The sequence below is a fragment of the Amycolatopsis sp. NPDC114505 genome, from assembly GCF_055633615.1.
This window is the reverse complement of record NZ_JBVKDV010000005.1, coordinates 286,128-311,813: the sequence shown is the minus strand read 5'-3', so window position 1 is coordinate 311,813 and position 25,686 is coordinate 286,128. Positions and strand designations below refer to the sequence as shown.

Here is a 25,686-nt window from a genome sequence, read left to right as displayed (position 1 = left end):
AAAGGGATCCCGCCTCCGTGTGGAACTAGCTCGTGGCGACCGGCGTGGTCGTCGGCTTCCAGGACGGGCGGGCCGCCTCGTAGCCGTCGATCTCACCGGCATGGCGCAACGTCAGAGCGATGTCGTCGAGGCCTTCGAGCAGCCGCCAGCGGACGTAGTCGTCGATCTGGAAGGGCGCGGTGAAGTCCTTGGCGCGCACGGTCTTGGTCTCGAGGTCGACCGTGACCTCGGTGCCGGGCTCGTTTTCGAGCAGCTTCCAGAGCAGCTCGACGTCGTGCTGCTCGCACTGCGCGGCCACCAGGCCGCCCTTGCCGGAGTTGCCGCGGAAGATGTCGGCGAACCGGGCGGAGATGACGGCCCGGAAGCCGTAGTCCATCAGCGCCCAGACGGCGTGCTCGCGGGACGAACCGGTACCGAAGTCCGGGCCCGCGACCAGCACGCTGCCGCTCTTGAACGGCTCGGAGTTGAGGATGAACTCCTGGTCACCGCGCCAGGCGGCGAACAGGCCGTCCTCGAAACCGGTCCGGGTCACCCGCTTGAGGTAGACCGCCGGGATGATCTGGTCGGTGTCCACGTTGGACCGGCGCAGCGGGACGCCGACGCCGGTGTGCTGGGTGAACGGTTCCATGGCTGTAGCTCCTCGGGTGGGTCAGCGGGCGGCGGTCTGCAGGTCTTCCGGGGACGACAGCGTGCCCCGGACGGCCGTGGCGGCGGCCACGAGCGGCGAGACCAGGTGCGTCCGGCCGCCCTTGCCCTGCCGGCCCTCGAAGTTGCGGTTCGACGTCGACGCGCTGCGCTCGCCCGGCTTCAGCTGGTCCGGGTTCATGCCCAGGCACATCGAGCAGCCGGCCTGGCGCCACTCGGCGCCCGCGGCGGTGAAGACCTCGTCGAGGCCCTCCTCCTCGGCGGCCTTGCGGACGCGCATGGAGCCGGGAACCACCAGCATGCGGACCGAGTCCGCCACCTTCCGCCCACGCAGCACCTCGGCCGCGGCCCGCAGGTCCTCGATCCGGCCGTTGGTGCAGGAGCCGAGGAAGACGGTGTCGACCGAGATCTCCCGCAGCGGCGTCCCGGGCTTCAGGTCCATATAGGACAGGGCCTTTTCAGCGGCGATGCGATCGTTCTCGTCCGGGATCTGCTCCGGGTCGGGCACGTCGGCGCCCAGCGGGAGGCCCTGGCCGGGGTTGGTGCCCCAGGTCACGAACGGCGTCAGCGCGCTCGCGTCGAGGTGCACCTCGGCGTCGAACTCGGCGCCGTCGTCGGTGCGCAGCTGCCGCCAGTTCTCGAGCGCCGCGTCCCAGTCCGCGCCGCTCGGCGCGTGCGGACGGCCCTTCAGGTACGCGAAGGTCGTCTCGTCCGGGGCGATCATCCCGGCGCGGGCGCCGGCCTCGATCGACATGTTGCAGACGGTCATCCGGGCTTCCATCGACAGGGCCTCGATGGCCTTGCCGCGGTACTCCAGGATGTAGCCCTGGCCGCCGCCGGTGCCGATCTTGGCGATCACCGCGAGGATGATGTCCTTCGCCGTGACGCCGGGCCGCAGCTCGCCGTCGACCGTGATGGCCATCGTCTTGAACGGACGCAGCGGCAGCGTCTGGGTCGCCATGACGTGCTCGACCTCGGACGTGCCGATGCCGAACGCGATGCCGCCGAACGCGCCGTGCGTGGAGGTGTGGCTGTCGCCGCAGACCACGGTCATCCCGGGCTGGGTCAGGCCGAGCTGCGGGCCGATGACGTGCACGATGCCCTGCTCGGCGTCGCCCATCGGGTGCAGCCGGACGCCGAACTCCTTGCAGTTGCGGCGAAGGGTGTCGACCTGGGTGCGCGAGACCGGATCGGCGATGGGGAGCTCGATGTCGACGGTCGGGACGTTGTGGTCCTCGGTCGCGATGGTGAGGTCGGGGCGGCGCAGCGGCCGCCCGGCCAGGCGGAGGCCGTCGAAGGCCTGCGGGCTGGTCACTTCGTGCAGCAGGTGGAGATCGATGTAGAGGAGGTCCGGTTCGGCGCCTTCGCCGCGGCGCACGAGGTGGCTTTCCCACACCTTCTCCGCCAGTGTGCGGGCCTTGCCGGTCGGGCTGGTCATCTCCGGCTCCTTCCACGGTGCGTTGTGGTGGTGGAACTCGGGCGCACACCTGCGGAACTGGTGCGAGCCGCGAAGGGAGGGCGCAGCTCGAGTTCGGGGTTTCCCAGATACTGGACTTCCCAAAGTGCGGGACGCTAGTATCGGGTCGTGGGACAGCATAGCGGTATCGGAGTACTGGACAAAGCAGTGGCCGTTCTGCAGGCGGTCGCGGACGACCCCTGCGGCCTGGCGGAACTGTGCACGCGGACGGGCCTGCCCCGGGCCACCGCGCACCGGCTCGCGGTCGGCCTCGAGGTGCACCGGCTGCTGCGCCGCGGTCCCGACGGCCGCTGGCGTCCCGGTACGGCGCTGGCCGAACTGGCCGGCGGTTCGACGGACCCGCTGCTCGACGCGGCGGGCGTGGTCCTGCCGAAACTGCGGGACGTCACAGGCGAAAGCGTGCAGCTCTACCGCCGCGACGGCGTGCAGCGCGTGTGCGTCGCGACGGCGGAGCCGCCGAGTGGCCTGCGCGACACCGTCCCGGTGGGCTCGCGGCTGCCGATGACGGCCGGTTCGGGCGCGAAGGTGCTGGCAGCGTGGGCGGATCCGCACACGCAGCGCACGATCCTGGCGGACGCGGTCTTCGGCGAGCGGACGCTGCTGGAGGTGCGTCGCCGCGGCTGGGCGCAGAGCGTGGCCGAACGCGAGCCGGGTGTGGCGAGCATTTCGGCGCCGGTCCGCGATTCGGCGGGCACGGTCGTGGCGGCGGTGTCGGTGTCGGGCCCGATCGAGCGCATCGGCCGCAAGCCGGGCGCGCGCTGGGCGGCGGACCTCCTCGCGGCGGCGGACGCGTTGCAGGAACGACTCTAGAACCGCGCCGGCGGTTAAGCCTGACCGGTTTCGAAGCGCGCCACCTTGCCGTCGCGAACGGTGAACGTCCAGCGCGTCCGCATCGCGCCCCAAGTCGAGTTCGAGTAGTTCGCGATGAACTTCCGACCGTCGTCCTCGGCGGTTTCCACCTCGAGCCGGCCCTGGCTGGAGAAGATCTCCTTCTCCGTCCACGCCGCGAGGTCGCGGTCGGTGCCGTCGTCGGACATCGTCGCGTCGGGGGTGAGCGCGGCCTGGAACGCTGTGCGGTCGCCCGCGTTCAGTGCGTCGATGAACGCGCGCACCGCCGGGTCGCCGATCGAATCCGTCATGGGGTCATGGTGCACCGTTCGGGGGAACCTCGCGAAAGCCGCGTATTCGGTGACGGCGGTCACGTCTCCTTCAGGACAGCACCACGGAGGGGGAACGACCATGCTGAACAGAAGGGCACTGGCGATGCTGCGGGCCGTCGGGGCCGGACGGGCCGAGCTGACCTGCAGCTGCGAGCCGGACCTGCGGGTCGACGGGTTGCCGTGCTGCGACCAGGCGACGGCGCACGAGCTGGCGCGGGCCGGGCTGATCCGGCCGGCGCGGGGGCCGGTGGTGGCCGTCGGGCAGTGGACGCGGGCGGAGCTGACCGACGACGGCAGGACGGCACTGGGCGGGACGCTCGCCGCGGCCTGAGGCAACCGTCAGAATGCCTCGCGCGTGTACTCGCAAAGCGTGAGGGGAAGCGATGAAGATCGTCACGGGACTGCTCGGCGCCTGCCTGCTGCTGGCCGCGTGTTCGGAGCCGCAGCCGCCCGCGCCGACCGTGACGGTGACGGCCCCGCCGACGACCGCCCCGTCGCCGGCGGTCGACCCGGCGACGCTCGACTGGCTGAACGGCTTCTGCTCCGCCATCCGCGCCTACCGGACGCGCACCGGCGAGGAGGCGGTGCCGGGGACGTCCCAGCCGCACTCGGTCGCGGAAGCGCAGAAGGCCTTGAGCGAAGCACTCGGCGGCATCGCGGACCGCGCCGGCGAGGTGGTCGACCGTCTGAAGGCGCTCCCGCCGGCCCCGGTACCGCTGGCCGAGACGGTCCGAAAGGCATTCGCCGGCAAGTACGCAACGGCCCGCGACCGCGCCCGCGACGCGAAGACGACCCTGGACCAGGCGAAGCCGGGCGACGCGGCTTCGCAGGATCCGGCGATGCAGGCGTTGCAGCAGGCCCAGCGGGACGTCGACGGCACGTACGACCCGCTGGCGCCGTTGGCGGAGTCGACGGACCTGCTCACCGCGGCGGCTAGCGCACCGGGTTGCAAGGCCTGAGAGACCTGGTCAGCGCCGCACCAGCGGAGCCTGCAACGGCAGCGAACGCGACGAGTCACCCACCTGAACCGTGAACCCGCCCTTAACCAGCCGCCACGCATGATCCCCCACATCCCAAGTCGAAAAGTCGCGCGCGTCCAAGTCGATCGTCACCCGGCGGGACTGGCCCGGTGCCAGCTCCACCCGAGAAAACCCCTTCAACTGCCGCGGCGGCTCGCCCGCGGCTGCCGGGAAGCCCACGTACAGCTGTGCCACCTCGGCTCCCGCCCTCTTCCCCGTGTTCCGGACTGTGAACGTCGCCGTCGCTCCGCTGCCCGTGTTGTGCACCGACAGCCCCGCGAAGGCGAACGTCGTGTACGACAGCCCGTGCCCGAACGGGAACAACGGCGTCTTGCCCTGCGCGTCGAACCAGCGGTAGCCGACCTGCAGGCCCTCCGAATACGTCGCCACCCCGTTCACGCCCGGGAACTGCGCCGCCGTGTTCGCCGGGGTGTCCGCGTCCGCCGCCGGGAACGTGATCGGGAGCTTCGCCGAGGGGTTGGCGTCGCCGAACAGCACGCCCGCCACCGCCGCGCCGTCCTGCTGGCCCGGGTACCACGCCTGCAGGATCGACGGCACCGACGACGCCCACGGCATCAGCACCGGCCCGCCGCTCTTCACCACCACGACCGTGTGCGGGTTCGCCGCGGCGACCGCCGCCACCAGGGCGTCCTGGTTGCCGTCCAAGGCCAGGCTCGGCCGGTCCTTGCCCTCGGCCTCGTTGTCGCCGACCATCACGATCGCGACGTCGGAACCGGCCGCCAGGGCAGCGGCCCGGGCCGGGTCACTGCCGTCGTCCAGCGTCACCGCGGCGCCCGGAACCCGCTGCCGGAGCCCCGGCAACGGGTCCACTGTGGACGTCGGGATGACGGCGGAGCTGCCCCCGCCGCCGGTCTTGGCCTTGGTCGCGAACGGCCCGATCAGCGCGATCGACTTCACCGTCCGGTCGTCGAGCGGGAGCTGGGCGTGCTCGTTGCGCAGCAGCACCATGCCGCGTTCGGCGAAGTCCTTCGCGGCGGCGTCGTGCTGGGCGGTCGGCAGCGGCGTGAGCGTCGGCGGGTGGTCGAACTGCCCGAACGCGAACATCGTGCGGAACCGCGGCAGCAGCAGCTCGCCGACGCGCTGTTCGCTCACCTGCCCGGCCAGCACCGCCTGCTTCATCTTCTCGCCGTACCAGGTGCCGTCGATCATCTCGAGGTTCATGCCCGCGTTCGCCGAGCCCACGGTGCTGTGCGCGGCGCCCCAGTCCGACTGGACGAACCCCTTGAACCCCCAGTCGTCGCGCAGCTTGTCCTGCAGCAGTGCCGGGTTCTCGCACGTGAACACGCCGTTGATCTTCGGGTAGGCGCACATCACCGAGCCCGCGTGGCCTTCGGTGACCGCCTGCTCGAAGTGCGGCAGGTACAGCTCGTTGAGGGTGCGCTCGTCGATGTGTTCGTCGATGCTCTGGCGCTGGGTCTCCTGGTTGTTCGCCGCGTAGTGCTTGACCTCGGCGATCGTGCCGTTCTCCTGGATGCCGCGGATGTCGGCGGCGCCCATGTCCCCGACCAGCACCGGGTCCTCGCCCATCCCCTCGAACGTCCGGCCGTTGCGCGGGACGCGGGCGATGTTGATGTCGGGGCCTTCGGACACGTTGTGCGCGAGCGCGCGGGTCTCGTCGCCGATCAGGCGGCCGTAGCGGCGCGCGAGGCCGGTGTCGAACGTCGACGCGAGCGCCATCGTGGCGGGCAGCGCGGTCGCCGGCTTCTGCGGTTTGTCGTCGGCCGGGCCCATGCCGGCCGGGCCGTTGGCGATCCGGAAGCCGGGCACGCCGAGCCGCGGGATCGGCGGCACGAACCGCTGGTGCTCGGCGTCGGGCTGCAGGTGCAGCTGGGAGATCTTCTCGTCGAGGGTCATCGCGGCGACGAGCTCCGCGGCGCGGCGGTCGGGCGACTGGCGGGCGTCGCGCCAGGGCTGCGCGGCCGCGGCGGCGGTCACGGGGGCCGCGAGCGAAAGTCCCAGTACCGCGGCAAGAACGAGCCGGCCGTTGCGCATCGAGTCTCCCTCGTCACCGAACGGGATCAACGGCGGACAAGCTAACGCATACGTGAGCAGTAAACATAGACTCGATAGTCGTTCACGTACTTGAATATTTCGCGGGCTCAACCGTTTTCGCGGCTCAAGCGTGGAGAAGGTACGCGGCAGAGGGGACGGATCATGCCGAAGAAAGCACTGATCGGACTAACGAGGGTCGGGCGGCACCCCGCCCGCCGAGCCGGCGAGCCCACCGCGGACGGCTCACCGAGCTGACCCTCCACAAAGGACACCCCGGGAAGGTGCGGGTCCCCAGGCCCGCCGTCCCGGGGCCGCCCACCCCCAGAGGGCGGATTCCGGCCCGGCGGTTCACACCGCCGGGCCGGTCTACACGGGCCGGCCTCAGCGAGCCGCGGCCAGCCGCAACGCCCGGTAGACGAACTGCTGGTCGCCCAGCCGGTGCCGCAGGTCCCGCTCCAGCCCCGCGATCGGGTAGAGGTTCTGCGGCGCCCGCGAGTCCTTGTACTCCACCGACGCGAACCGCCCCAGCACCGACTGCGTCAGGTTCGCCAGCTCGGCCACCTCCGCCCGGCCGAGGTGGGGCGCCGCCTCGACCCGCACCACCCCCGACCACGGGGGCCCGCCCACCGACGGCAGCCGCAGGTACCACGAATGCCGGACCCACGTCGTGCCCATCAGGAACACCGGGGTGCGCTGGTGCGGGGTCAGCCGGCCGACCATCGCGTTGAGGTCGCCCGGCAGGTACGTCGTCTGGTGGCTCTTGATGAACCCGACCGCCCGGGACAGGTGCGTGCGGCCGCTCAACGGCCCGTCCACCACGAGCAGGTCGCTGCCGACGTGGCCCCGGATCGCCTCCCGCGCCGCGGCCGCCGTGTCCAGCTCCGTCTCGGCCAGTCGCTCCTGCAGCAACGACGACAGCACGACCGCCAGCGGTTTGTCGTCCTTGGCGGTCGTCGAGAAGGCCTCGTACAGCCCCGCCGAAGTCGAGATGCCGGCCGCCTCGGAGGCCACCGTGAACACCCCGCGCCGGACATCCGACGCGACGACGTGCGCCCGGCCCGAACAGCAGCACACCACCCCCGCCGCGTACGACGCGCACAAGCCGATGGACGCCGAGTTCATCCCGGCCGGGTCGTCGATCCAGACGCGGGCGTCGATCCGGCGGACGCCGTCGACGAACAGGATGGCCTCGGGCGGCGAAACCGGTGACGGGTCGATGGGCGCCCACTCCTCCATGGGCACCTCGACCTCGAGCTCGACCTCGGCTCCGGACCGCGCCAGCTCCTCGGCCTCCATCGAGCTGCCGTAACCCGGGTCCCACGAGTCGACGCTGAAGTTCATCCCGGCCACGGCGGTCATGCGCCCTCCCTGCTGATGTGCGAGCCGGTGCCGTCGCGGGTGACCAGGAACCGCACCGGCACGCGCTCGGCGAGCGCCGGCACGTGCGTGATCACCCCGACCATCCGGGAGCCGGTGGCCGACAGGTTCTCCAATGTGGACGCCACGACGTCGAGGGTGGCCTCGTCCAGGGTCCCGAACCCCTCGTCGAGGAAGATCGACTCGAGCTTGGTCGCGCCCTCGGCGGCCATGGCGCCCAGCTGCGAAGACAGGGCGAGGGCCAGCGAGAGCGACGCCTGGAACGTCTCCCCGCCGGACAGCGTCTTCACCGGCCGGCGGGCGTCGGCCTCGTTGTGGTCCACCACCAGGAAGTCGCCCTTGTCGTGGGTCAGCTCGAACTGGCCGCCGGACAGCTCCAGCAGCGACGCGGACGCCTCGGCGACGAGCGTGTCGAGCGCCCCGGCGATCAGCCAGCGCGGGAACTTGTCCGAGCGCAGGAGATCCGCGAGCAGCCGCGCGACCTGGGACTCCGACTCGGCCGCCGCGATGTCGCCGTGCAGGCCCGCCACGTGCGCCACGCGCCGCTTCAGCTCCGTGTGGTCGCCCTCGGCCCGCGCCCGCGCGGCGGCGACGGCCACGGGGACGCGGTCGCGCACCGGCCCCTCGGGCAGTTCGACCCCGAGCGCGGTGACGTCGTCGGCGACCGCGCGTTCGGCCACTCGCAACGCTTCGGCGGCTTCGCCCTCGGCGGCCGTCACGACGGTCAGCCGTTCGCGGCGTTCCTTCGCCTGCCCGGCCGCCCAGTCCGTCAAGGCGGCCCACGCGTCCAGCAGGCTCTCGCCGTCGATCGGCGGGGCACCGAGGCCGACCAATGGGTCGCGCGCCCGGGACAGCCGCTGACGCTCGGCCTCGACCTGGTCGGCGATCCGCGCCTGGGCTTCGGCGGCTTGTTTCGCGGCCGCGCGCGCGGTCCTGAGGTCCGCGTCGGCCGTCTTCGCGGCCAGTTCGAGTCCGGCCACCTGCGCGAGCTGCTCGGTGACGACCTCGGCGGCGGGCGCGCCGGCCAGGGTCTCGGCCAGTTCGCCGTGGCGGCGCCGGGTGTTCGCCCACTCGGTGCTCGCCGACTGCTCGGCGAGCGCCGCCTCCGAAGCCCGCTTCCGCCGCTGTTCGGCGTTCCGCTCGGCGGAGGCGAGGTCGTCCGCCGCGACGACGGCTTCCTTGCCCGCGGCTTCGGCGGCCGCCTCGAGCGCGGCCAGCGCCGTGCGCCGTTCTTCCAGCGCGGCCGCCGCCCAGGCGGTCAGCCGCTGCCAGCCCGCCGGGACGTCGTCGCCGTCGATCGCCGGCGCGCCCAGTTCCACCAGGGGATCCCGGGCCGCCCGCAGTGCTTCCCGGGCTGCCGCGAACGACTTCTCCACGACGTCGGCCTCGTGCCGCGCCGCCACGCGGTCGGCACGGGCCGCCGCCAGTTCCTTGTCGGCGGCGTGCGCGGCTTCGGCGACGCGGGTGCGTCCCTCGATCGTCGTCGACAGCCACTCGCCGCGTTCGCGCACGGCCGCGACGAGGTCCGCGTAGTCCTGCTCGGAGAAAGAGGCCTCGACCGGGCGCCGCAGCACCGGCGACTCCGGCGGACCGTCAACGTCGGCGAGCACCACGCGCAGCTCTTCCGCCTGCGCGGCCGCGGACACGGCCGAGTCGGCGTCGCGGTCCGCGGCCCGTTCCAGCTTGCGCAGCGCGGACTCGGCGGCGGCGCGGCCGGATTCCGCCCGCTCGAGACGTTCTTTCGCCTCGGCCAGGTGGGCGTGCCCGCCCGCGTCCGGCAGCGCGGAGACCTCTTGCTCGCACACCGGGCACGCGTGGCCGACGGCGAGCCCGGCCCGCAGCACCAGTGCCTGCCCGGTGCGTTCGGCATCGGTCAGCGCGGTCTTCGCCGCGACCAGCTCCGCATCGGCGCTCGCGAAGGAACTACGCGCCGCTTCGAGCTCCTTCCGGCGGGCGACCTGCTCGGGCGCGGCCTTCCGTTGCGCCTCGCACAACGCGTAGAGCGTGCGGGCGTCGGAACGGGCCGACGCCAGCGGAGCGACGTCCGGCTGGGCGCCCAGCGCCTCGCGCGCTCCGGCATCGGCGGCCTCGGCCTCGCGCAGGCGCGCGTCGGCGGCCTCGGTGCGTTTCGCCACCCGCGCCGAATCCGCCGCCAGGTCCCCGAGGTTCGCGGGCGGACGCAGCCCGGCCAGGCGGTCGCGGACCTGCCGGGCTCGCGCGGCTTCGGCGGCGGCGTCCTCGGCGGCGCGGGCTGTCGTGTCCCTGTTCTTCCTGGCCGCTTCGACGACGGACACCGCTTCGGCCACCGCGGCGGTCGCCACCTCTTTCTCCTGCGACGCCGTCTTCGCGGCCTCTTCCAGGCGAGGGAGGGCCTTCTCGGCCTCGGCGAGCTCGGTGCGGGCGGCGCGGATCCGTTCCAGCTCGGCGCGAGCGGGAGCGGCGGCGAGCGCGGCGCGGGCGGCCTCGTCCGCCGTCTCGGCCGTCTCCAGTCCCGTCCGGGCCGTCGTGGCCGCGTCCGCCGCCGTGCGGCGCCGGGATTCGAGGGCTTCGACGCCGTCCGGACGTTCCAGCGTTTCGAGGACACCCAGCTCCCGCGTCACGGTCGCGACCAGCCGCTGGGCTTCGTCGTGGGCGCGGGTGGCGTCGGACAACCCCGGCAGCGCCGCACTCACCCGCGCGTCGAGGTCCGCGAGCGCCGTCATCCGCGCGGAAAGCCCTTCGACGGCTTCCTCGGTCGCGTCGGCGTAGCTGCCGAGTTGTTCGGCGAGGACGGCGGCGCGCTGCTTCTGCTGCTCCGCCGTGACGCCGGCGCGACGGCCGATCCGCTCGTAGACCTCCAGGCCCAGCAGCTTGATGAGGATCTTCTGCCGGTCGGCGGCCTTGGCGTGCAGGAACTCCGCGAAGTCGCCCTGGGGCAGCGCCACGCAAGTGCAGAAGTGCTTGAAGGTCAACCCGAGCAGGCGTTCGACGGCCGGGGTGACCTCGGAGTCCGCGGCGACCGGGTCGGCGTCGTCCTCCGGGCCGCCGAGCGCGGTGGGGTCGGCGAGCCGTTCCAGGCGGACGTTCTTCACGCTGACCGTGGGTTTCTTCCCGCCGCTGCGCCGGACTTCCCGCACGACGTGGTAGCGCGTGCCGCCGGCGTCGAAGACCAGCCGCACGGTGGCCCGGTTCGCCGTCGGGGCGAGCGCGGGCGCGACGAGCCCTTCGTGGTCCCAGCGCGCGACGGACCCGTAGAGGGCGAAGGTGAGCGCGTCGATCACGGTGCTCTTGCCGGCGCCGGTCGGCCCGACGAGCGCGAAGTAGTCCGTGTCCTCGAAGCTGACTTCGGTCTTGTCGCGGAACGACGCGAACCCGGTCATCTCCAGCAGCACAGGCCGCATGTCACACCTCGCTCGTCTCTTCGTCGTGCAGCCGCGCGAAGAGCGACTGGACCCGCTTGTCCTCGACAGAGCGTTCTTCGCAGTAGGACGCGAACAGCTCGCCCGGCGAACGGTCCGCGATCGCGCGGTCGCCGTCCGCCGTCGTCACCGGGGCGGCGAACTCGGGGTCGATGCGGATTTCCAGGGCGTTCGGCAGGGCTTCCTGGATCTCCTCGCGCAGCCCGGCCCTGGTCGCTTCGCGGATGTAGACGCGGAGGTAGTCCTCGCCGAACTCCTCGGCGCGGCCGATCAGCTCGGCGACCGTGCCGTGGACGGTCCGCAGCCGGCGTCCCGAGGTCATCGGGAGTTCCGTGATCTTCGCCGGGGTCGTCGGTGTCACCTCGACGGCCAGTACCACGCTCTTGTTGTCCTGCTCGCCGAAGTCCACGGCGAACGGCGAGCCGCTGTAGTGCACCGGGCAGGCGGCGGGCAGCGACTGGCGCCGGTGCAGGTGGCCGAGGGCGACGTAGTGCGGGTCGGCGCCGAACGCCGTCGCGGGCACGTGGTACTCGAAGATGGACTGCGCCGCGCGCTCGCCGCCGCCCATCGTCCCGCCGGTCACCGTCAGGTGCGCCATGACGAGGTTCACCGCGCCGGCGGAGAACCCGGACTTGAGGTGCTCCAGGATGTCGCGCACGCGCTGGTCGTACTCGCCGACGTTGTCCGCCGGGGTCCCGGCGAGCAGCTCGGCCGCGCGAACCGCGTAGCGCTGGGAAAGGAAGGGCAGCACGGCTACGTTGACGCGCTCGCCGGTCGAGCGGGCGTCGAACGACACGACCCCGCCGTCCGCGACCGGCCGCGGGTTGCCGGTGAGGTGGATGCCCGCTTTGCGCAGCAGTGGCCGGTACGCCTCGAACGTCGCCGCGTGGTCGTGGTTCCCGGCGATCGCGATGACCTCGGCGCCGGTGTCGCGCAACGCCATCAGCGCCTGGACCACGAGCTCCTGCGCGGCGGCCGACGGTGCCGACGTCTCGTAGAGGTCACCCGCGACGAGGATCGCGTCGAACGCCTCGTCGCGCGCGATCCGGACGATCTCGCCGAGCACGGCCCGCTGCTCGTCCAGGCGGTTGCGGCCCTTGAGCGTCTTGCCGACGTGCCAGTCGGAGGTGTGCAGGAACTTCACACTTCGTCCTTCCGTTCAGGTAGCGGGCAGTGGCTCAGAACGGCGGCGGGTCGTCGCCGAACGGGTCGCTGCCGCCCGTCGGCAGACCGGCGAAGGGATCGGACTTCTTCGACGCCACCGTCGCCGTCGGGACCTTCCCGGCCTCGGAAAGCCGCGTGGCCCAGGCCGGGAACGGGAAGCCGACGGCGATCGGCACCGGGATCTCCGGCTGGCTCACGAACATCGTGCCGGGCGTGGCCAGCGTCGCGCGGACCCGCTGGCTGGTGGGGAGGAAGCCGTATTCGGGGCGCGACGCCTCCGCGGCGTCGAGGCGCCCGACGATCCGCACCGAGCTGTTGCTGACGATGCGGCGCTCGACCTCGCTGGCCGTCTGCTGCGCGCCGATCAGGATGACGCCGAGGGAACGCCCGCGCTCGGCGATGTCCAGCAGCACCTCCTTGATGGGGCTGCTGCCTTCGCGCGGCGCGTACTTGTTCAGCTCGTCCAGCATGGTGAACAGGAGACCGCCCGGGCCGGCGGCTTCCTTGCGCGCGGTCTCCGCGGCGAGCGTGACACCGACGACGAACCGCTGCGCGCGCTCGACGAGGTTGTGGATGTCCACCACGGTCACCTGCTGGTTTTCCGTGGACAGCTGACGGGCGGGGTGATCGGTGAGGTCGCCGCGGATCAGGCCGTTGAGCGCGCGCTGGCTGGACCGCAGGCGGCGGATGAAGGCGTTGACCGTGCCGGCGCCGGTGACCGCGCCCGCCCAGCTCGCGCGGGTTTCCTCGTCGGTGACGCGCTCGCAGATGACGTCGACGAGCTCGGCGTAGGTGCGGCACAGGACGCCGTCGACCTTGGCCGCGCCGTCCTTCCCGGCCGGCTCGCTGTCCAGCCGCAACCGGTTCGCGACCTGGTGGATGACCATCGTGTACTGGTTGCGCTCATCCTCGGCGTCCGCGAAGACGTAGGGCAGCAGGTCCTTGGCGCAGAACTCCGCGATGGTCCACCAGAACGCCCCGACCCCGGACGTGCGCCCGGTGACGTAAGGCTTCCCCGTGGTGTCCGACGGCGTCGGCGGCGCGAAGAACCCGGTCGAGGCGAAGGGCTCCGCGGGCAGGCCGAGCTTGGCGTACTCGGCCTTGAGCTTCTCGTCGAGGTGGATGTTCGGGGTGTCGAGGAACAGCAGGTCCTCGCCCTTGACCGAGAACACCAGGGCCTTGGCGTTGTGGGCGTTCGGCAGGGCGCCGCCGCGGAAGATCGAGTGCAGCAGGAACAACGCGAACGACGTCTTGGTGGCGACGCCGGAGACGCCGCTGATGCTGACGTGCGCGCCGCGCGTGCCGTCGAGGAAGTCCATGTTGAGGAAGACGGGTTCGCCGTCGCGCCCCAGCCCGACCGCCACTTGGCGGGTCATGTTGTCGAAGTACAGCGCCTGCGCGCGATCCTCCCCCACGGCCCGCTGCACGACGGCCCCCGGCCGCGGCGGCACGTAGCACTCGGGCTCGACGCGGGTGGTCGCGATCTCGGCGATCTCCTGCACCTGCGCGGGCAGGACACCGTCGGAGATCAGGAAGACGTCGCTGCCGAAGCTGGCGCCCTCGTGCCGCGCGCTCACCTGCGTCACGACCCCGAAGGACGTGACTTCGCCCAGGCCGGGGAGTTCCCGCCGGGTGACGACGACGTCGTCGAGCTGCAGGTAGGCCTCGGGATCGATGGCCACGTGGAACTGCAGCGGCGTCGAATCCTCGGTGCCGGCCACCCGGCCGACCACGGTGGTGAGCGTCTCCTGGTCCACGGTTCTCCCTGTCGCACCCGGGGCTTTCTCCGGCCGCAGACTAGCTCGCCGGACCGACAGTCCCGCGGCCAACACGGCGTTCCGGCCGTGGCGTACCGGAGTCGTCACCAGCGGTCCGGCTGGGCCGAACGAGTGAGTTCACCCTACGGGGAAGATCCTTTTCGCCTCACCGTGTTCGTGCGCGGCCGCCACCGGTTGCGCCGCAACGGACCTCGCCGCACCCCGGAGAGGTCGCTCGGGGCGGGCGGGGCGTTACTGCGTTGGCCCCACGGCGAAGTGGCTCCGCGGGGCCTTCCCGGGCGCCTCGCCGGGCCTCGCGACGGGGCCGCCGCGGGGCCTGGGAACCCCCGCCGCTGCGCGGGATCGGGGTCGAAGTGGCCCCGGCCACACGCCTGGGGGCTCCGGCCCGGCGTGTCGCGGAAAAAAGTCTCCCGAGGGCCTCTGGTCCTATATGGACGACCACTGTGGACGGCCCGGATATAGGGTTTTGCCTGCTCAGGGCCATGGTCGACGTCCGGCTTCCATTCCGGTTCATCTCTCACGAAGGCTCTTCGAGAGGCGGAACCAGCGCCCTCGCAAGGAAATATTTCGACTTCCGGTTGGATTTTGTGCGGTATTGGTAATACCGTGTGCAGTGTCGGCCGAGATGGGCCGTGACTAGTTCCACTATGGAGGACTGGAATGACGAACAAGGCCCAGCTGATCGAGGCGCTGTCGGAGCGTCTGGGCGACAAGAAGGTGGCTTCGCAGGCCGTTGACGGTCTGGTGGACATCATCATCCGGACGGTCAACAAGGGCGAGAAGGTCAACATCACCGGCTTCGGCGTGTTCGAGAAGCGCGCCCGCGCCGCTCGCACCGCCCGGAACCCGCGCACCGGCGAAGCCGTGCGCGTGAAGAAGACCAACGTGCCCGCGTTCCGCGCCGGGACCACCTTCAAGGACGTCATCTCCGGCTCCAAGAAGCTGGCCAAGGCTGCCCCGGTCAAGCGCGCCACCGCGGCGTCGACGACCACTCGCGCGGCCGTCGCCAAGGCTTCCGCCCCGGCCAAGACCACCAGCACGCGGGCCACTTCGACCCGTGCGGCCGCCGCCAAGCCGGCCACCGCTCGCGCCACGGCCACGCGGACCCGCGCCGCCGCCGCGAAGCCGGCCGCCAAGGCCACCGCCACCAAGGCGGCCCCGAAGACCGCGGCCAAGGCTCCCGCCAAGGCGACCGCGGCCAAGGCCACCACCGCGAAGGCCACCACCACGCGGGCGAAGGCCGCCGCCAAGCCGGCTGCCGCCAAGACCGCCGCCGCGAAGAAGCCGGCCGCCGCCAAGGCCCCGGCCAAGCGCACCTCGGCTGCCAAGAAGAAGTAGTTACACCAGCTTCTCTCCGAAGGGCCCCGCACCGGCTGGTGCGGGGCCCTTCAGCGTTCCCGGGGCGGCGCGGGGAACGGCGTTCAACGGCGGATGGCGTTGCCGGGCCACGAGAACGCCGGAACCGGTCCCGGAGCCGGCCGTACGGACCACCGGGCCGGGTGGGCTGAGACCGCGTGTTCACGAATTGACGCGTCGAAGAAACGATCCCGGCCCCCGCGGTTGCGCTCGTGCTCCGGTGGGTAGCCCGTGAGTGCGGAATTGCCCGAAAACCCTCGCGAGGAGTTGTGATGGCGAACGAGAAGCAGGAAGACCCCGACGCGGAGCTCGCCCACTCGCGGCAGCTCATCGACGAGGCCAAGGAGGCCGCGGCGAAAGCGGATCTCGCGGACCCCGCCGAAGGGGAAGAGCCGGACTCGACGCCGTCCGGAACCTAGGCCAGGAAACGGAAACGCTGCGGCGGTACGTCCTATCAGGACTGCGGAATCGCGGGAAGTTCCCGGGGGAAATTGCCGTACCGATCCCCGGGTGGATACACTCCACCCAAGAACGTCGGTCATTGTGCAACTTGTCACACGTCACGTTCCCCGGACGCACATCCAGCTTGAGGAGCATTCCCGTGGCCCAGAAAGTCCTCGTCGAGATCCTGGACGACATCGACGGCTCCACCGCCGCCCAGACCGTTCAGTTCGGCCTCGACGGTGTCACCTACGAAATCGACCTTTCGGACGCCAACGCCTCCGCCCTGCGCGACGAGCTCGCCCGCTTCATCGCGGCCGGCCGGCGCATCGGAGGCCGCAAGGTCCGCGTCGCAACGGGCCAGTCGACCACGACGAGCACCACCGACCGCGAGCGCAACCAGCAGATCCGAGCATGGGCGAACGCGAACGGCTACGAGGTCTCCGAGCGCGGCCGCCTGTCGTCCGAGGTGATCTCGGCGTTCGAGCAGGCCCAGGTGGCCGAGGCGGAAGCCCCGGCAGCCCCGCGCAAGCGCGCCCCGCGCAAGAAGGTCGCCGCCGCCCGGAAGTGACGCCGGTGTCCGGCAGAGCGCTTGGCAAGGCCCGTCGGCGGCGAGGACAACGGTTCCCGCCGCCGACGAAGGCCGTTTCCGCTTGGTGATGCGGGTGTCTGTCCCGCGCACTGTGCACCACCGGGGCGCCGGGTCGCTCCGAAGGCCGAACCGGTTTACTCACCTGCGGCACTCCTGAACTCCTGATCGGCTGCGGCTTGCGCGCAGCACATCCCGGCGGCCATCGGGCTCGCCGATGAACCTCCCCCCTGAGTGGGGGTGCGATGCCGTCGCGATCCCACGCACCGCCTTGGTCATCCCGTCCCGGCACTCGTCCACGCCGCAGCCGCCATCCCCGACCCGCGTCGGCTCCTTGAGCCGCTTGCGATGCCGTCGCGGTTGCGCGCACCGCCCAGGCCATCCCGCTCCCCGCAGCCGCAGCCACCATCCCCGCCCCACGTCGGCTCGCCGAGCCACTCGCCGCCGGCGCCCTCGCGCACACCGCCCAGGCCGTCCCGTTCCCAGCAGCCCGGCCACCATCCCCGCCCACGTCGGCTCGCCGAGCCACTCGCCGCCGGCGCCCTCGCGCACACTGCCTAGACCATCCCGTTTCCCGGCACTCGCCCAGGCCGCGGCCGCGATCCCCGAGCCACGTCGGCTCGCTGAGCCACTTGCCCGTCGCCGGCCCAGGCCATCCCGTTCCCGGCAGCCGCAGCCGCCATCCCGAGCCACGTCGCCTAGCTGAGCCACTTGCCGCCGTCGCCATCCCGTTCCCCAGCAGCCGCCATCCCCGATCCGCGCCAGCTCACCGAGCCAGGAACGCCGAAGGGCCCCGCACCACCAGGTGCGGGGCCCTTCGGAGAGAAGCGGTTGCTACTACTTCTTCTTCGCAGCCGAGGTGCGCTTGGCCGGGGCCTTGGCGGCCGCCGGCTTCTTCGCTGCCGCGGTGCGGGTTGCGGCCGGCTTGGCCGCCGCGGCCGCCGCCGGCTTGGCCGCGGCCTTCGCGCGGGTCGTGGTCGCCTTGGCGGCGGTGGCCTTGGCAGCGGCCGGCTTGGCCGCCGCCGTCTTCGGGGCCGCCTTCGTCGCCGTCGCCTTGGCGGCCGGCTTCGCGGCGGCCGCGCGGGTGCGGGTCGTGGTCGCGCGCGTGGCGGCCGGCTTCGCGGCGGTGGCCCGCGTGGTGCGGGTCGTCGTCGCCTTGGCCGGAGCCGCGGCGGCGGCCTTCGTCGCGGTCGCACGGGTCGCCGTGGCGGTGGCGCGCTTGACCGGGGCGATCTTCGCCAGCTTCTTCGAACCGGAGATGACGTCCTTGAACGTCGTGCCGGCGCGGAAGGCGGGAACGTTGGTCTTCTTGACCTTCACGGCCTCACCGGTGCGCGGGTTGCGCGCGGTGCGAGCGGCGCGAGCGCGCTTCTCGAACACACCGAAGCCGGTGATGTTGACCTTTTCGCCCTTGTTGACCGTCCGGATGATGATGTCCACCAGACCGTCAACGGCCTGCGCAGCCACCTTCTTGTCGTCGCCCAGACGCTCCGAAAGCGCCTCGATCAGCTGGGCCTTGTTCGTCATTCCAGTCCTCCATAGTGGAACTTGTCAGGCCCATCGCGGCCGACGTCACACAGAGTATTACCAGGAGGGCCGAAATTCCAAACAGGGGTGGTCGAGAACTCCGTTGTGTCGCCGAAGAAGTCTCGTCCGGCCGAGCCCGCTCCTTCGGCGCACGAACGGAGGGAGCGGCCGCTGACCTGCGAATTCATCGCGATGACGAGTCATGTCCATATAGGACAAGGCCGTCCAGTCGCTCAACTGTTCGACCTGAAATCGTGAGAAAACCCAAGCGGGTCAACGAGTAGCGCGGGGTGCGGACGCGGCCGCACCCCGCGCCGGGGCTCAGGAGAACGTGACCGGGATGAAGACGTCGGCCGTGCGGTCGTCGGCCGACAGGTGGTCGCGGCGGGACACGATCGCACACGTCACCGCGGCGTCGCCACAGTCGAGTCCGCTGTTCGCCCGGGCGAACCGGATCCGCGTGGTGAAAGTGCCGCCGGCGGAGATCGTCGCGGTGCCGCCGGGCAGGTTCGTCACCCACGCCGACGGGCTGACGCCGGCGCCACCCTGGCCGTCGCCGCCCGCACAGGGGCTCGGCTTCGCGCCGTATGAGTAGTCCTCGGGCACCACGCACAACGCGACGTAGTAGCCGTTCGCCGCAGCCACCGAACCCGAGCGCGGCACATGATGGTGGCTCGTGGCCGGGGCCGCGCTGTTCGGCTGTCTCGTCTCGCCTCCCGCGCTGGCCGCCGGCCCGGCGGTGACCCTTGCCGTCGTTGGCCGCCGGGGCGAACTCGGTGCCCTTGACGGTGCGCACGTCGTCCTTGGCCGGGCCGACGCGGACGCGGACGCCAGATCCCTCTCAAGGACGACGGCAGCTGGGAGCTGAGGGTCACCGTCAAGGCCGAGTACACCTCCGCCGGCACGACCTGCAGCGCGAAGACGCAGCCGTTCAGCGTGTACGTGTTCGGCTGGGACACCCCGGACGTCACGTGGGACAGCACGACGCCGCTGAAGTTCACCGGCCTCGGCGACCCCGACCCCGGCACCTCCTCGACCGGCTTGGCGTGGGGCATCAAGCAGAGCTGGCGCGCCTACATCGCCCGGTTCGGCGGCACGATCGCCGCGGACCAGGGCGCCACCCTCGACGAGGCCGCGCCGAACACCGCGCCATTCCCGTACCGCTGGCCAGCCGGGACGGCGACCTGGGACGGGCAAAAGGGCAGCGTCGCTTTCGGTGGCCGGGTCGTGTTCACCCTCGAACCGCACATGATCTGGCAGTTCAGCCTCGCCAACCCGAGGATCACCCTGGCCGGCGACGGCACAGGCAAGCTCAGCGCGACCATCGGGTACCAGTTCTACGGCACCAAGACTGCGCCCGAGCAGGTCCGTCTGCCGTCCGAAGTGGATTTCGCGGACCTGGCGGTCAAGTCGGTGGCAAGGACGACGTCGTGGTCGAGCGCGCCTCGGCCAAGCTGACGGAGGCGGGCGCGGGCGCGTTCGCCGGCTTCTACCCGGCCGGCACCGATCTCGACGCCGGCAAGCTCGTCTTCCCCGCCCCCCGGCGGCACGGACCCCGGCACACCGCCGACGTCCACCACTACCCCGGCACCATCGCGCAGGGAAACCTGCTGTGGGGCTTCAAGAAGAGCTTCCGTTCGTACGTCGGCGGCGGGCCGGGAACACGATCACGGCGTCCGGCGGCGCGGAGGTCACGACCGTCGACGAGGTCGCGGGCAAGGCGATCCCGACCGGCGCCTACCGGTTCGCGCTCGGCAGCGGGACGCCCACCTCGGACACGGAGTTCACCGCGGCGTTCACCGGCAAGGTCGTCTTCGGCTACCCGGCGCAGTGCGCGACGCTGCCCGGAGCGGGCGGTCCGACCCCCGGCGGTCAGGCGGGCACCGGCTCGGGCGGTGACCTGGTCCCGGACGTCGCGTTCCGGCCGTCGAATCTGGCGAGCACCGGGGTGTCCTTGACGGGCGTCTACTGGGGTGCCGCGCTCCTGGCCGCCGGCGGCGGCCTCGTCCTGCTGACCCGGCGGCGAGCCCTGCGCCGGTGATCCTCCGGCCGGGGCGGCGGCCTCCCCGCCACCCCGGTGTCCGGATAGGACACTCCGCTCGCGGCGAATACCGGTTCGACGGCCTGGCCGACAATTCTCCGGCCTGGCTTCAGCGTGGCTTGCCGTATTCGATACTGGCGCGGAGATATCTCCGCAAACCGGCCGGTATGGATATACTCCGCGGAAGAGCACCGCATTCGTGTGCTCGGTGACCGCCGCCACTCAACTGGTATATACCGTTTCAAGGAGCAGGAATGGCCCAGAAGGTCCTCGTCGAGATGCTCGACGACATCGACGGTACCCCCGCCACCCACACCGTCCCGTTCACCCTCGACGGGGTCATGTACGAAATCGACCTCTCCGACGAAAACGCGGCCGCCCTGCGTGATGAGCTCGCCCGCTACATCGCCGCCGCCCGCCGCACCGGTGGCCGCAAGGTCCGCGTCGCGACCGGCCAGTCGACGACGACCAGCACGAGTGACCGCGAGCGCAACCAGCAGATCCGCGCCTGGGCGAACGCGAACGGCTACGAGGTCTCCGAGCGCGGCCGCCTCTCCTCCGAGGTGATCGCCGCTTACGAATCGGCTCAGGCGGCGGAGGCGGCGGCTCCCGCGGCAGCTCCGCGCAAGCGCGCCCCGCGCAAGAAGGTCGCCGCCGCCAAGAAGTAAGAATGGCGACGGCAGATCACTGGGGAGAAGATCACCGCGGTCATTCGGTCGATCCGTCGGCGGCGAAGACAGTTCACCTTCGTCGCCGGCGGCCACGATCGCCCGGCGACCCGACTGCGGGCTTGCGCACCAAAAAGCCCGCCTGACCTGGGTCAGACGGGCTCGCAGTGGTAACTGCTGGTACCCCCGATGGGATTCGAACCCACGCTACCGGCGTGAGAGGCCGGCGTCCTAGGCCGCTAGACGACGGGGGCTTAGGATCTTTCCCTGGTTTCCCAGGGGCTTTTCTGTTTTTCTTGCTGGAGAGAACTTACCAGAGGCGATTTCTCGCCCCGCAGGGGGGTCACTCTCCGCAGCTGGGGTACCAGGACTCGAACCTAGACTAACTGGACCAGAACCAGTCGTGCTGCCAATTACACCATACCCCAGTGAGGTACCACCGACCCGATCAGGCCCGGCCGGTTCAGCACCGCACGAGAAGAAATACTAGAGCACGCTGTTCCGGACGGTGAACGCGGGGGTGCCACTTCCCCGCTGGGCGGGGACACCGATCGTCGCGTACTCCGAAACCAGCAGCTCAGGCAGCTCGGTCAGGGCCGACACCCGGTGGACGCCCTCGGGCGCGCGCTCGCCGATGTCGTCGCGGTCGAGCCAGACCGCGCCCAGGCCCGCGTCGCGGGCGCCGATCGCGTCCGTGTCCAGTTTGTCGCCGACGTGGACGGTCTGGGCGGGCGCGCAGCCCAGGCCGAGGCAGACCGTGTGGAACATCACCGGATCGGGTTTCGCCACCCCGAGCTCGCCGGCGATGGCGACGTGGTCGAAGAACGGCGCCAGCCCGAGGTCGGCGATTTTCTTCCGCTGGTGGACACCCGAAGCATTGGTCACGGCGGCCAGCATCAGGCCGGCGGCGCGCAGCCACTCCAGACAGTCGAGGACGTCGCCGAACAGCTGCCACGAGTGGTCGAGCAGCTCTCTTCGGCGCCGTTCGAACGAGCTCACCTGCTCGTCGTCGGCGAGGATGCCGATCTCCGCGAGGAAGCAGTCGGTGCGCCGCTGGTGCATCGTCGCGTAGTCGATTTCGCCGGCGACGACGAGGGCGACGTGCTCCTCGGTGATCAGGTCCCACAACGGCCACAGGTCGCCCCGGCCGGTGAGGATGTGGAGGCTGCGGCGGATCGCGGCGGTGCAGTCGATCAGGGTGTCGTCGATGTCCAGGCACACCAGCCGGAGTTCCGGCGGCGCCCAGGGCTCGGGCGCCGCCTCGACGGGGGCGGTTCGCGACGGGGTCCGGGGTGCCAGGGCGAAATCCACCCAGTGAGGCTAGGGCAACCGCAGCGTTCGCGACGCTGCCAAAGAGGTGATTGCCGGTCGCCCGTTCCGGCGCACCGGCTCTACTCCCAGTTGGCGAACCGTCTTCTTTCGGTTATCCGACCAACGCGCGGCGAAGACGTCCAAGTGAGACATCACGGCCGAGCAGTTCCATCGACTCGTACAGCGGCGGGGAAACGGTCCGCCCGGTCACGGCGACGCGAACCGGCGCGAAAGCCTTGCGGGGCTTGAGACCCAGACCGTCCACAAGGGCGTCCTTGAGCGCCTGCTCGATCGCTTCGGTCTCCCAGGACGGCAACGCCTCGAGCGCCGCGACCGCCGCGGTGAGCACCGGCTGCGCGGCTTCGCCGAGGTTCTTCGCCGCCGCGTCCTCCTCGGGCGCGAACGCGTCTTCCGCAACGAAGAGGAAACGCACCATCGCCGGCGCGTCCGAAAGCACCGTGACGCGTTCCTGAACCAGCGGCGCGATCGCGTTCAACCGGGCCAGCTGTTCCTCGCTCGGCGATTCCGGAAGGACACCCGCGGTGACCAAATAGGGCGTGACGCGCTTCACGAACTCGGCTGCGGGCAGCGCCCGCACGTGGGTGCCGTTGATCGCTTCGGCCTTCTTGACGTCGAAGCGCGCAGGGTTGGCGCTGACCTTGGTGACGTCGAAGGCGGCGATCATCTCCTCGACGCTGAAGACGTCGCGGTCGTCGGCGATCGACCAGCCGAGCAGGGCCAGGTAGTTGAGCAGGCCCTCGCGGATGAAGCCGCGGTCGCGGTAGTTGAAGAGGTTCGACGAAGGGTCGCGTTTGGACAGTTTCTTGTTGCCCTCGCCCATGACGTACGGCAAATGGCCGAACCGCGGCGTGAACTCGGCGACGCCGACGCGCTGCAACGCCTCGTAGAGCGCGATCTGCCGGGGCGTCGAGGGCAGCAGGTCCTCGCCGCGCAGGACGTGCGTGATCTTCATCAGCGCGTCGTCGACCGGGTTGGTCAGCGTGTACAGCGGCTCGCCGTTGGCGCGCACCAGCACCGGGTCCGGGATCGTGCCCGCCGGGAAGCTGATGTCGCCGCGGACCAGGTCGGTCCACGCGAGGTCCTTGGCGGGCATGCGCAGGCGGAGCACCGGCGCGCGGCCCTCGGCGCGGTACGCGGCGCGCTGCTCGTCGGTGAGGTCGCGGTCGAAGTTGTCGTAGCCCAGCTTCGGGTCCAGGCCGGCCGCCTTGCGCCGCGCCTCGACCTCCTCGTTGGTGGAGAACGCCTCGTACAGCTCCCCCGCTTCCAGCAGCTTCGCGGCGACGTCGGCGTAGATCGCGCGGCGCTCGCTCTGGCGGTACGGCCCGTACTCGCCGCCGGCCTCGGGGCCCTCGTCCCAGTTGATGCCGAGCCAGCGCAGGGCGTCGAGCAGCTGCTCGTAGGACTCCTGCGAGTCGCGGGCGGCGTCGGTGTCTTCGATCCGGAAGACCAGTTGCCCCTGGTTGTGCCGGGCGAAGGCCCAGTTGAACAGCGCCGTGCGGATCAGCCCGACGTGCGGGGTGCCGGTCGGCGAAGGACAGAAGCGCGCGCGTACCACCGATGTCTCACTCATAGCCCGATCAGCGTATCCGTCGCCACATCGCTTGACGCCGGGGACCGGCCGGGTGCATCCTCAGTTTATTCAACAAGCGATGAATAGATGGGGAGATGGTGGAGATGACCGAGCGCACGGGCTGCGTCGTCATCGGTGGCGGGCCGGCCGGGATGGTCACGGGACTCCTGCTGGCACGGGCCGGCGTCGAGGTGACGGTGCTGGAGAAGCACGCGGACTTCCTGCGCGACTTCCGCGGGGACACGGTCCACCCGTCCACGCTCACGCTGCTCGACGAGCTGGGCCTCGGCGAGAAGTTCCACGCGCTGCCGCACAGCGAGCTGACCGCGGCGGGCTTCCCGGAGGAGGACGGCACGCTGATGAAGCTGGCCGACTTCACCCGGCTGAAGGTCCCCCACCCGTACATCGCGATGGTGCCGCAGTGGGACTTCCTCGACCTGCTCGCCGAGAGCGCGCGCAAGGAGCCGACGTTCGTCCAGCGCATGGAGACCGAGTGCACCGGCCTGGTCCGCGAGCACGGCCGCGTCGCCGGCGTCACCTACCGCACGACGGCGGGCGAGACCGGCGAGATCCGCGCCGACCTGGTGATCGCCGCCGACGGACGCTGGTCGCTCGCTCGCCGTGAGGCCGGCCTCGTGCCGCGCGAGTACGACTGCCCGTTCGACGTCTGGTGGTTCCGGCTCTCGCGCGGCGACGGCGAAACCGGCAACATGCTGCTGCCGAAGATGCGCGACCGCCGCTTCGCGGTGCCGCTCCCCCGCCCGGACTTCTACCAGGTCGCCTACCTCGCGCCGAAGGGCGAGGACCTGCGCAAGCAGGGCATCGAGGCGTTCCGGGAGAACGTGACGCACGTCTGCCCCGAGTTCCACGACCGCGTGCACGAACTGAAGACGATGGACGACGTCAAGTTCCTCGACGTGCGGCTCAACCTGCTGCGCAAGTGGCACGTCGACGGGCTGCTGTGCCTCGGCGACGCGGCGCACGCGATGTCGCCGATCGGCGGCGTCGGCATCAACCTGGCGGTGCAGGACGCGGTCGCGGCGGCGACGCTGCTGGCCGAGCCGCTGCGGCGCGGCCGCCCATCGCAGGCCGACCTGGCGAAGGTGCGTTCGCGGCGGCTCGCCCCGACGCTGATGGTGCAAGGGCTGCAACGGCTGATGCACCGGACCGTCGTGCGCGGGGTGATGAGCGGCAAGCGCAACGGCCCGCCGATGCCGATGATCAAGGCGTTCGCGCGGTTCCCGCGGCTGTCGTACTTCCCGGCCCGGCTCCTCGGCCTCGGGCTGCGGCCGGAGCACGCTCCGGCGTACGCCCGGCGGCCGATGGAGCCGGCACAGCGCTGATTCGAAAAGCGGGAACTAGATGTTCTCGACGGGGTTGGTCAGGGTGCCGATGCCTTCGATGGTGATCGAGACGCTCTGACCGCCCTCGATCGGGCCGACGCCCTCCGGGGTGCCGGTCAGGATGATGTCGCCCGGCAGCAGCGTCATGACGCCGGAGACGAACTCGACCAGCTCGGGGATCTTGTGGACGAGGTCGGACGTGCGGCCGTCCTGCTTGAGCTCGCCGTCCACCGAAGCCTTGAGCGACAGGTCGGACGCGTCGATCGACGTGTCGATCCACGGCCCGAGCGGGCAGAACGTGTCGAAGCCCTTCGCGCGGCCCCACTGGCCGTCGGCCTTCTGGAGGTCGCGCGCGCTGACGTCGTTCGCGATCGTGTAGCCGAGGATCGCGCTCGCAGCGCGGGCGGCGGGCACGTTCTTCACCGGCTGCCCGATGACGATGGCCAGCTCGCCCTCGAAGTCGACGCGGCCGACGTTCGACGGACGGCGGATCGCCGCGTTCGGGCCGATGACCGTGGTGGACGGCTTGAGGAACAGCATCGGGGCGCCGGGCACCTCGTTGCCGAACTCGGCCGCGTGCTTGGCGTAGTTGCGGCCGACGGCGATCACCTTGGACGGCAGGATCGGCGCGAGCAGCCGGACGTCGGCCAGCGGCCACCGCTTGCCGGTGAAGTTGGGCTGGCCGAACGGGTGCTCGGCGATTTCCAGGACCTGGGCGTCGTCACCGTCCCCTTCGACCGAAGCGAACGCGACTCCACCGGGATGAGCAATACGGGCTAGGCGCACGT

At 71.2% G+C, this 25,686-nt stretch carries 23 protein-coding genes and 2 tRNA genes; 10 read left to right on the top strand and 15 right to left on the bottom strand.

Annotated features, from left to right (window positions below; all coding sequences use genetic code 11):
- Positions 1-25 precede the first annotated feature (25 nt).
- Entirely contained in the window at positions 26-628 is a 603-nt protein-coding gene (leuD, locus tag ACZ7OU_RS44335; protein WP_470245152.1) for a 3-isopropylmalate dehydratase small subunit, read from the bottom strand.
- A 21-nt stretch (positions 629-649) separates the two neighbouring features.
- A complete protein-coding gene (gene leuC, locus ACZ7OU_RS44330) occupies positions 650-2,083 on the bottom strand; it encodes a 3-isopropylmalate dehydratase large subunit (protein WP_470245153.1) in 1,434 nt (477 codons plus the stop codon).
- A gap of 147 nt (positions 2,084-2,230) precedes the next feature.
- Between leuC and ACZ7OU_RS44325 the strand changes: the two genes are divergently transcribed.
- On the top strand, positions 2,231-2,932 hold the full coding sequence (locus ACZ7OU_RS44325) for an IclR family transcriptional regulator (RefSeq protein WP_051183801.1): 702 nt from the start codon (positions 2,231-2,233) through the stop codon (positions 2,930-2,932).
- A gap of 14 nt (positions 2,933-2,946) precedes the next feature.
- Here ACZ7OU_RS44325 and ACZ7OU_RS44320 read toward each other — a convergent pair whose 3' ends face one another.
- A complete protein-coding gene (locus tag ACZ7OU_RS44320) occupies positions 2,947-3,261 on the bottom strand; it encodes a nuclear transport factor 2 family protein (RefSeq protein WP_470259878.1) in 315 nt (104 codons plus the stop codon).
- A 100-nt stretch (positions 3,262-3,361) separates the two neighbouring features.
- On the opposite strand from ACZ7OU_RS44320, the gene ACZ7OU_RS44315 reads away from it, so the two are divergent.
- Both ACZ7OU_RS44315 and ACZ7OU_RS44310 read left to right on the top strand, forming a co-directional pair.
- The gene (locus ACZ7OU_RS44315; protein ID WP_470245155.1) at positions 3,362-3,613 is read left to right on the top strand and encodes a hypothetical protein; all 252 of its coding nucleotides are present in this window, start codon (positions 3,362-3,364) and stop codon (positions 3,611-3,613) included.
- Between the two features lie 52 nt (positions 3,614-3,665).
- Entirely contained in the window at positions 3,666-4,241 is a 576-nt protein-coding gene (locus ACZ7OU_RS44310) for a hypothetical protein (protein ID WP_470259877.1), read from the top strand.
- A gap of 9 nt (positions 4,242-4,250) precedes the next feature.
- On the opposite strand, the gene ACZ7OU_RS44305 is transcribed toward ACZ7OU_RS44310, so the two are convergent.
- The 5 genes from ACZ7OU_RS44305 to ACZ7OU_RS44285 form a co-directional block, all read right to left on the bottom strand.
- A complete protein-coding gene (locus tag ACZ7OU_RS44305; RefSeq protein ID WP_470259876.1) occupies positions 4,251-6,314 on the bottom strand; it encodes a glycoside hydrolase family 3 C-terminal domain-containing protein in 2,064 nt (687 codons plus the stop codon).
- A gap of 381 nt (positions 6,315-6,695) precedes the next feature.
- A complete protein-coding gene (locus ACZ7OU_RS44300) occupies positions 6,696-7,673 on the bottom strand; it encodes a hypothetical protein (RefSeq protein WP_470259875.1) in 978 nt (325 codons plus the stop codon).
- A complete protein-coding gene (locus ACZ7OU_RS44295) occupies positions 7,670-11,071 on the bottom strand; it encodes an AAA family ATPase (RefSeq protein ID WP_470259874.1) in 3,402 nt (1,133 codons plus the stop codon). Before ACZ7OU_RS44295 ends, ACZ7OU_RS44300 begins: the two co-directional genes overlap by 4 nt.
- 1 nt (position 11,072) lies before the next feature.
- Positions 11,073-12,233: an exonuclease SbcCD subunit D gene (locus tag ACZ7OU_RS44290; RefSeq protein ID WP_470259873.1), complete on the bottom strand. Its 1,161-nt coding sequence runs from the start codon at positions 12,231-12,233 to the stop codon at positions 11,073-11,075.
- Between the two features lie 34 nt (positions 12,234-12,267).
- Entirely contained in the window at positions 12,268-14,010 is a 1,743-nt protein-coding gene (locus ACZ7OU_RS44285; RefSeq protein WP_470259872.1) for an ATP-binding protein, read from the bottom strand.
- Between the two features lie 681 nt (positions 14,011-14,691).
- On the opposite strand from ACZ7OU_RS44285, the gene ACZ7OU_RS44280 reads away from it, so the two are divergent.
- From ACZ7OU_RS44280 to ACZ7OU_RS44270, 3 genes are all read left to right on the top strand, one after another.
- Positions 14,692-15,369 (top strand): HU family DNA-binding protein, encoded by a 678-nt coding sequence (locus ACZ7OU_RS44280; RefSeq protein ID WP_470245162.1) that lies wholly within the window; start codon positions 14,692-14,694, stop codon positions 15,367-15,369.
- 290 nt (positions 15,370-15,659) lie between these two features.
- Positions 15,660-15,806, top strand: coding sequence for a hypothetical protein (locus ACZ7OU_RS44275; protein ID WP_470245163.1), 147 nt, complete (start codon positions 15,660-15,662; stop codon positions 15,804-15,806).
- A gap of 182 nt (positions 15,807-15,988) precedes the next feature.
- Positions 15,989-16,399, top strand: a complete 411-nt coding sequence (locus tag ACZ7OU_RS44270; RefSeq protein WP_470245164.1) for a histone-like nucleoid-structuring protein Lsr2 — start codon at positions 15,989-15,991, stop codon at positions 16,397-16,399.
- Positions 16,400-17,254: 855 nt separating this feature from the next.
- Here the strand turns inward: ACZ7OU_RS44270 and ACZ7OU_RS44265 are convergent.
- Positions 17,255-17,944 carry an HU family DNA-binding protein gene (locus ACZ7OU_RS44265; RefSeq protein WP_470259871.1) on the bottom strand — a complete coding sequence of 230 codons (690 nt, stop codon included), beginning with the start codon at positions 17,942-17,944 and terminating at the stop codon, positions 17,255-17,257.
- Between the two features lie 321 nt (positions 17,945-18,265).
- Positions 18,266-18,589: a hypothetical protein gene (locus ACZ7OU_RS44260; protein WP_470259870.1), complete on the bottom strand. Its 324-nt coding sequence runs from the start codon at positions 18,587-18,589 to the stop codon at positions 18,266-18,268.
- 291 nt (positions 18,590-18,880) lie between these two features.
- Between ACZ7OU_RS44260 and ACZ7OU_RS44255 the strand changes: the two genes are divergently transcribed.
- The 3 genes from ACZ7OU_RS44255 to ACZ7OU_RS44245 all read left to right on the top strand — a co-directional run bounded on the left by ACZ7OU_RS44255 (position 18,881) and on the right by ACZ7OU_RS44245 (position 20,653).
- Positions 18,881-19,402: an HtaA domain-containing protein gene (locus ACZ7OU_RS44255; RefSeq protein WP_470259869.1), complete on the top strand. Its 522-nt coding sequence runs from the start codon at positions 18,881-18,883 to the stop codon at positions 19,400-19,402.
- 154 nt (positions 19,403-19,556) lie between these two features.
- Complete coding sequence (locus tag ACZ7OU_RS44250; RefSeq protein ID WP_470259868.1) at positions 19,557-19,985, top strand: hypothetical protein; 429 nt, start codon at positions 19,557-19,559, stop codon at positions 19,983-19,985.
- Positions 19,986-20,239: 254 nt separating this feature from the next.
- A complete protein-coding gene (locus ACZ7OU_RS44245; protein ID WP_470259867.1) occupies positions 20,240-20,653 on the top strand; it encodes a histone-like nucleoid-structuring protein Lsr2 in 414 nt (137 codons plus the stop codon).
- A 178-nt stretch (positions 20,654-20,831) separates the two neighbouring features.
- Here ACZ7OU_RS44245 and ACZ7OU_RS44240 read toward each other — a convergent pair.
- The 4 genes from ACZ7OU_RS44240 to gltX all read right to left on the bottom strand — a co-directional run bounded on the left by ACZ7OU_RS44240 (position 20,832) and on the right by gltX (position 23,555).
- Positions 20,832-20,907, bottom strand: a tRNA-Glu gene (locus ACZ7OU_RS44240).
- Between the two features lie 102 nt (positions 20,908-21,009).
- A tRNA-Gln gene (locus ACZ7OU_RS44235) sits at positions 21,010-21,081 on the bottom strand.
- Positions 21,082-21,139: 58 nt separating this feature from the next.
- Positions 21,140-21,874 (bottom strand): HAD family hydrolase, encoded by a 735-nt coding sequence (locus tag ACZ7OU_RS44230; protein ID WP_470245692.1) that lies wholly within the window; start codon positions 21,872-21,874, stop codon positions 21,140-21,142.
- A gap of 202 nt (positions 21,875-22,076) precedes the next feature.
- Entirely contained in the window at positions 22,077-23,555 is a 1,479-nt protein-coding gene (gltX, locus tag ACZ7OU_RS44225; RefSeq protein ID WP_470259866.1) for a glutamate--tRNA ligase, read from the bottom strand.
- 95 nt (positions 23,556-23,650) lie between these two features.
- On the opposite strand from gltX, the gene ACZ7OU_RS44220 reads away from it, so the two are divergent.
- Positions 23,651-24,898 (top strand): FAD-dependent oxidoreductase, encoded by a 1,248-nt coding sequence (locus ACZ7OU_RS44220; protein ID WP_470259865.1) that lies wholly within the window; start codon positions 23,651-23,653, stop codon positions 24,896-24,898.
- A 15-nt stretch (positions 24,899-24,913) separates the two neighbouring features.
- Here the strand turns inward: ACZ7OU_RS44220 and ACZ7OU_RS44215 are convergent, their stop codons facing one another.
- Positions 24,914-25,684 carry a fumarylacetoacetate hydrolase family protein gene (locus ACZ7OU_RS44215; RefSeq protein ID WP_470245173.1) on the bottom strand — a complete coding sequence of 257 codons (771 nt, stop codon included), beginning with the start codon at positions 25,682-25,684 and terminating at the stop codon, positions 24,914-24,916.
- Positions 25,685-25,686 lie beyond the last annotated feature (2 nt).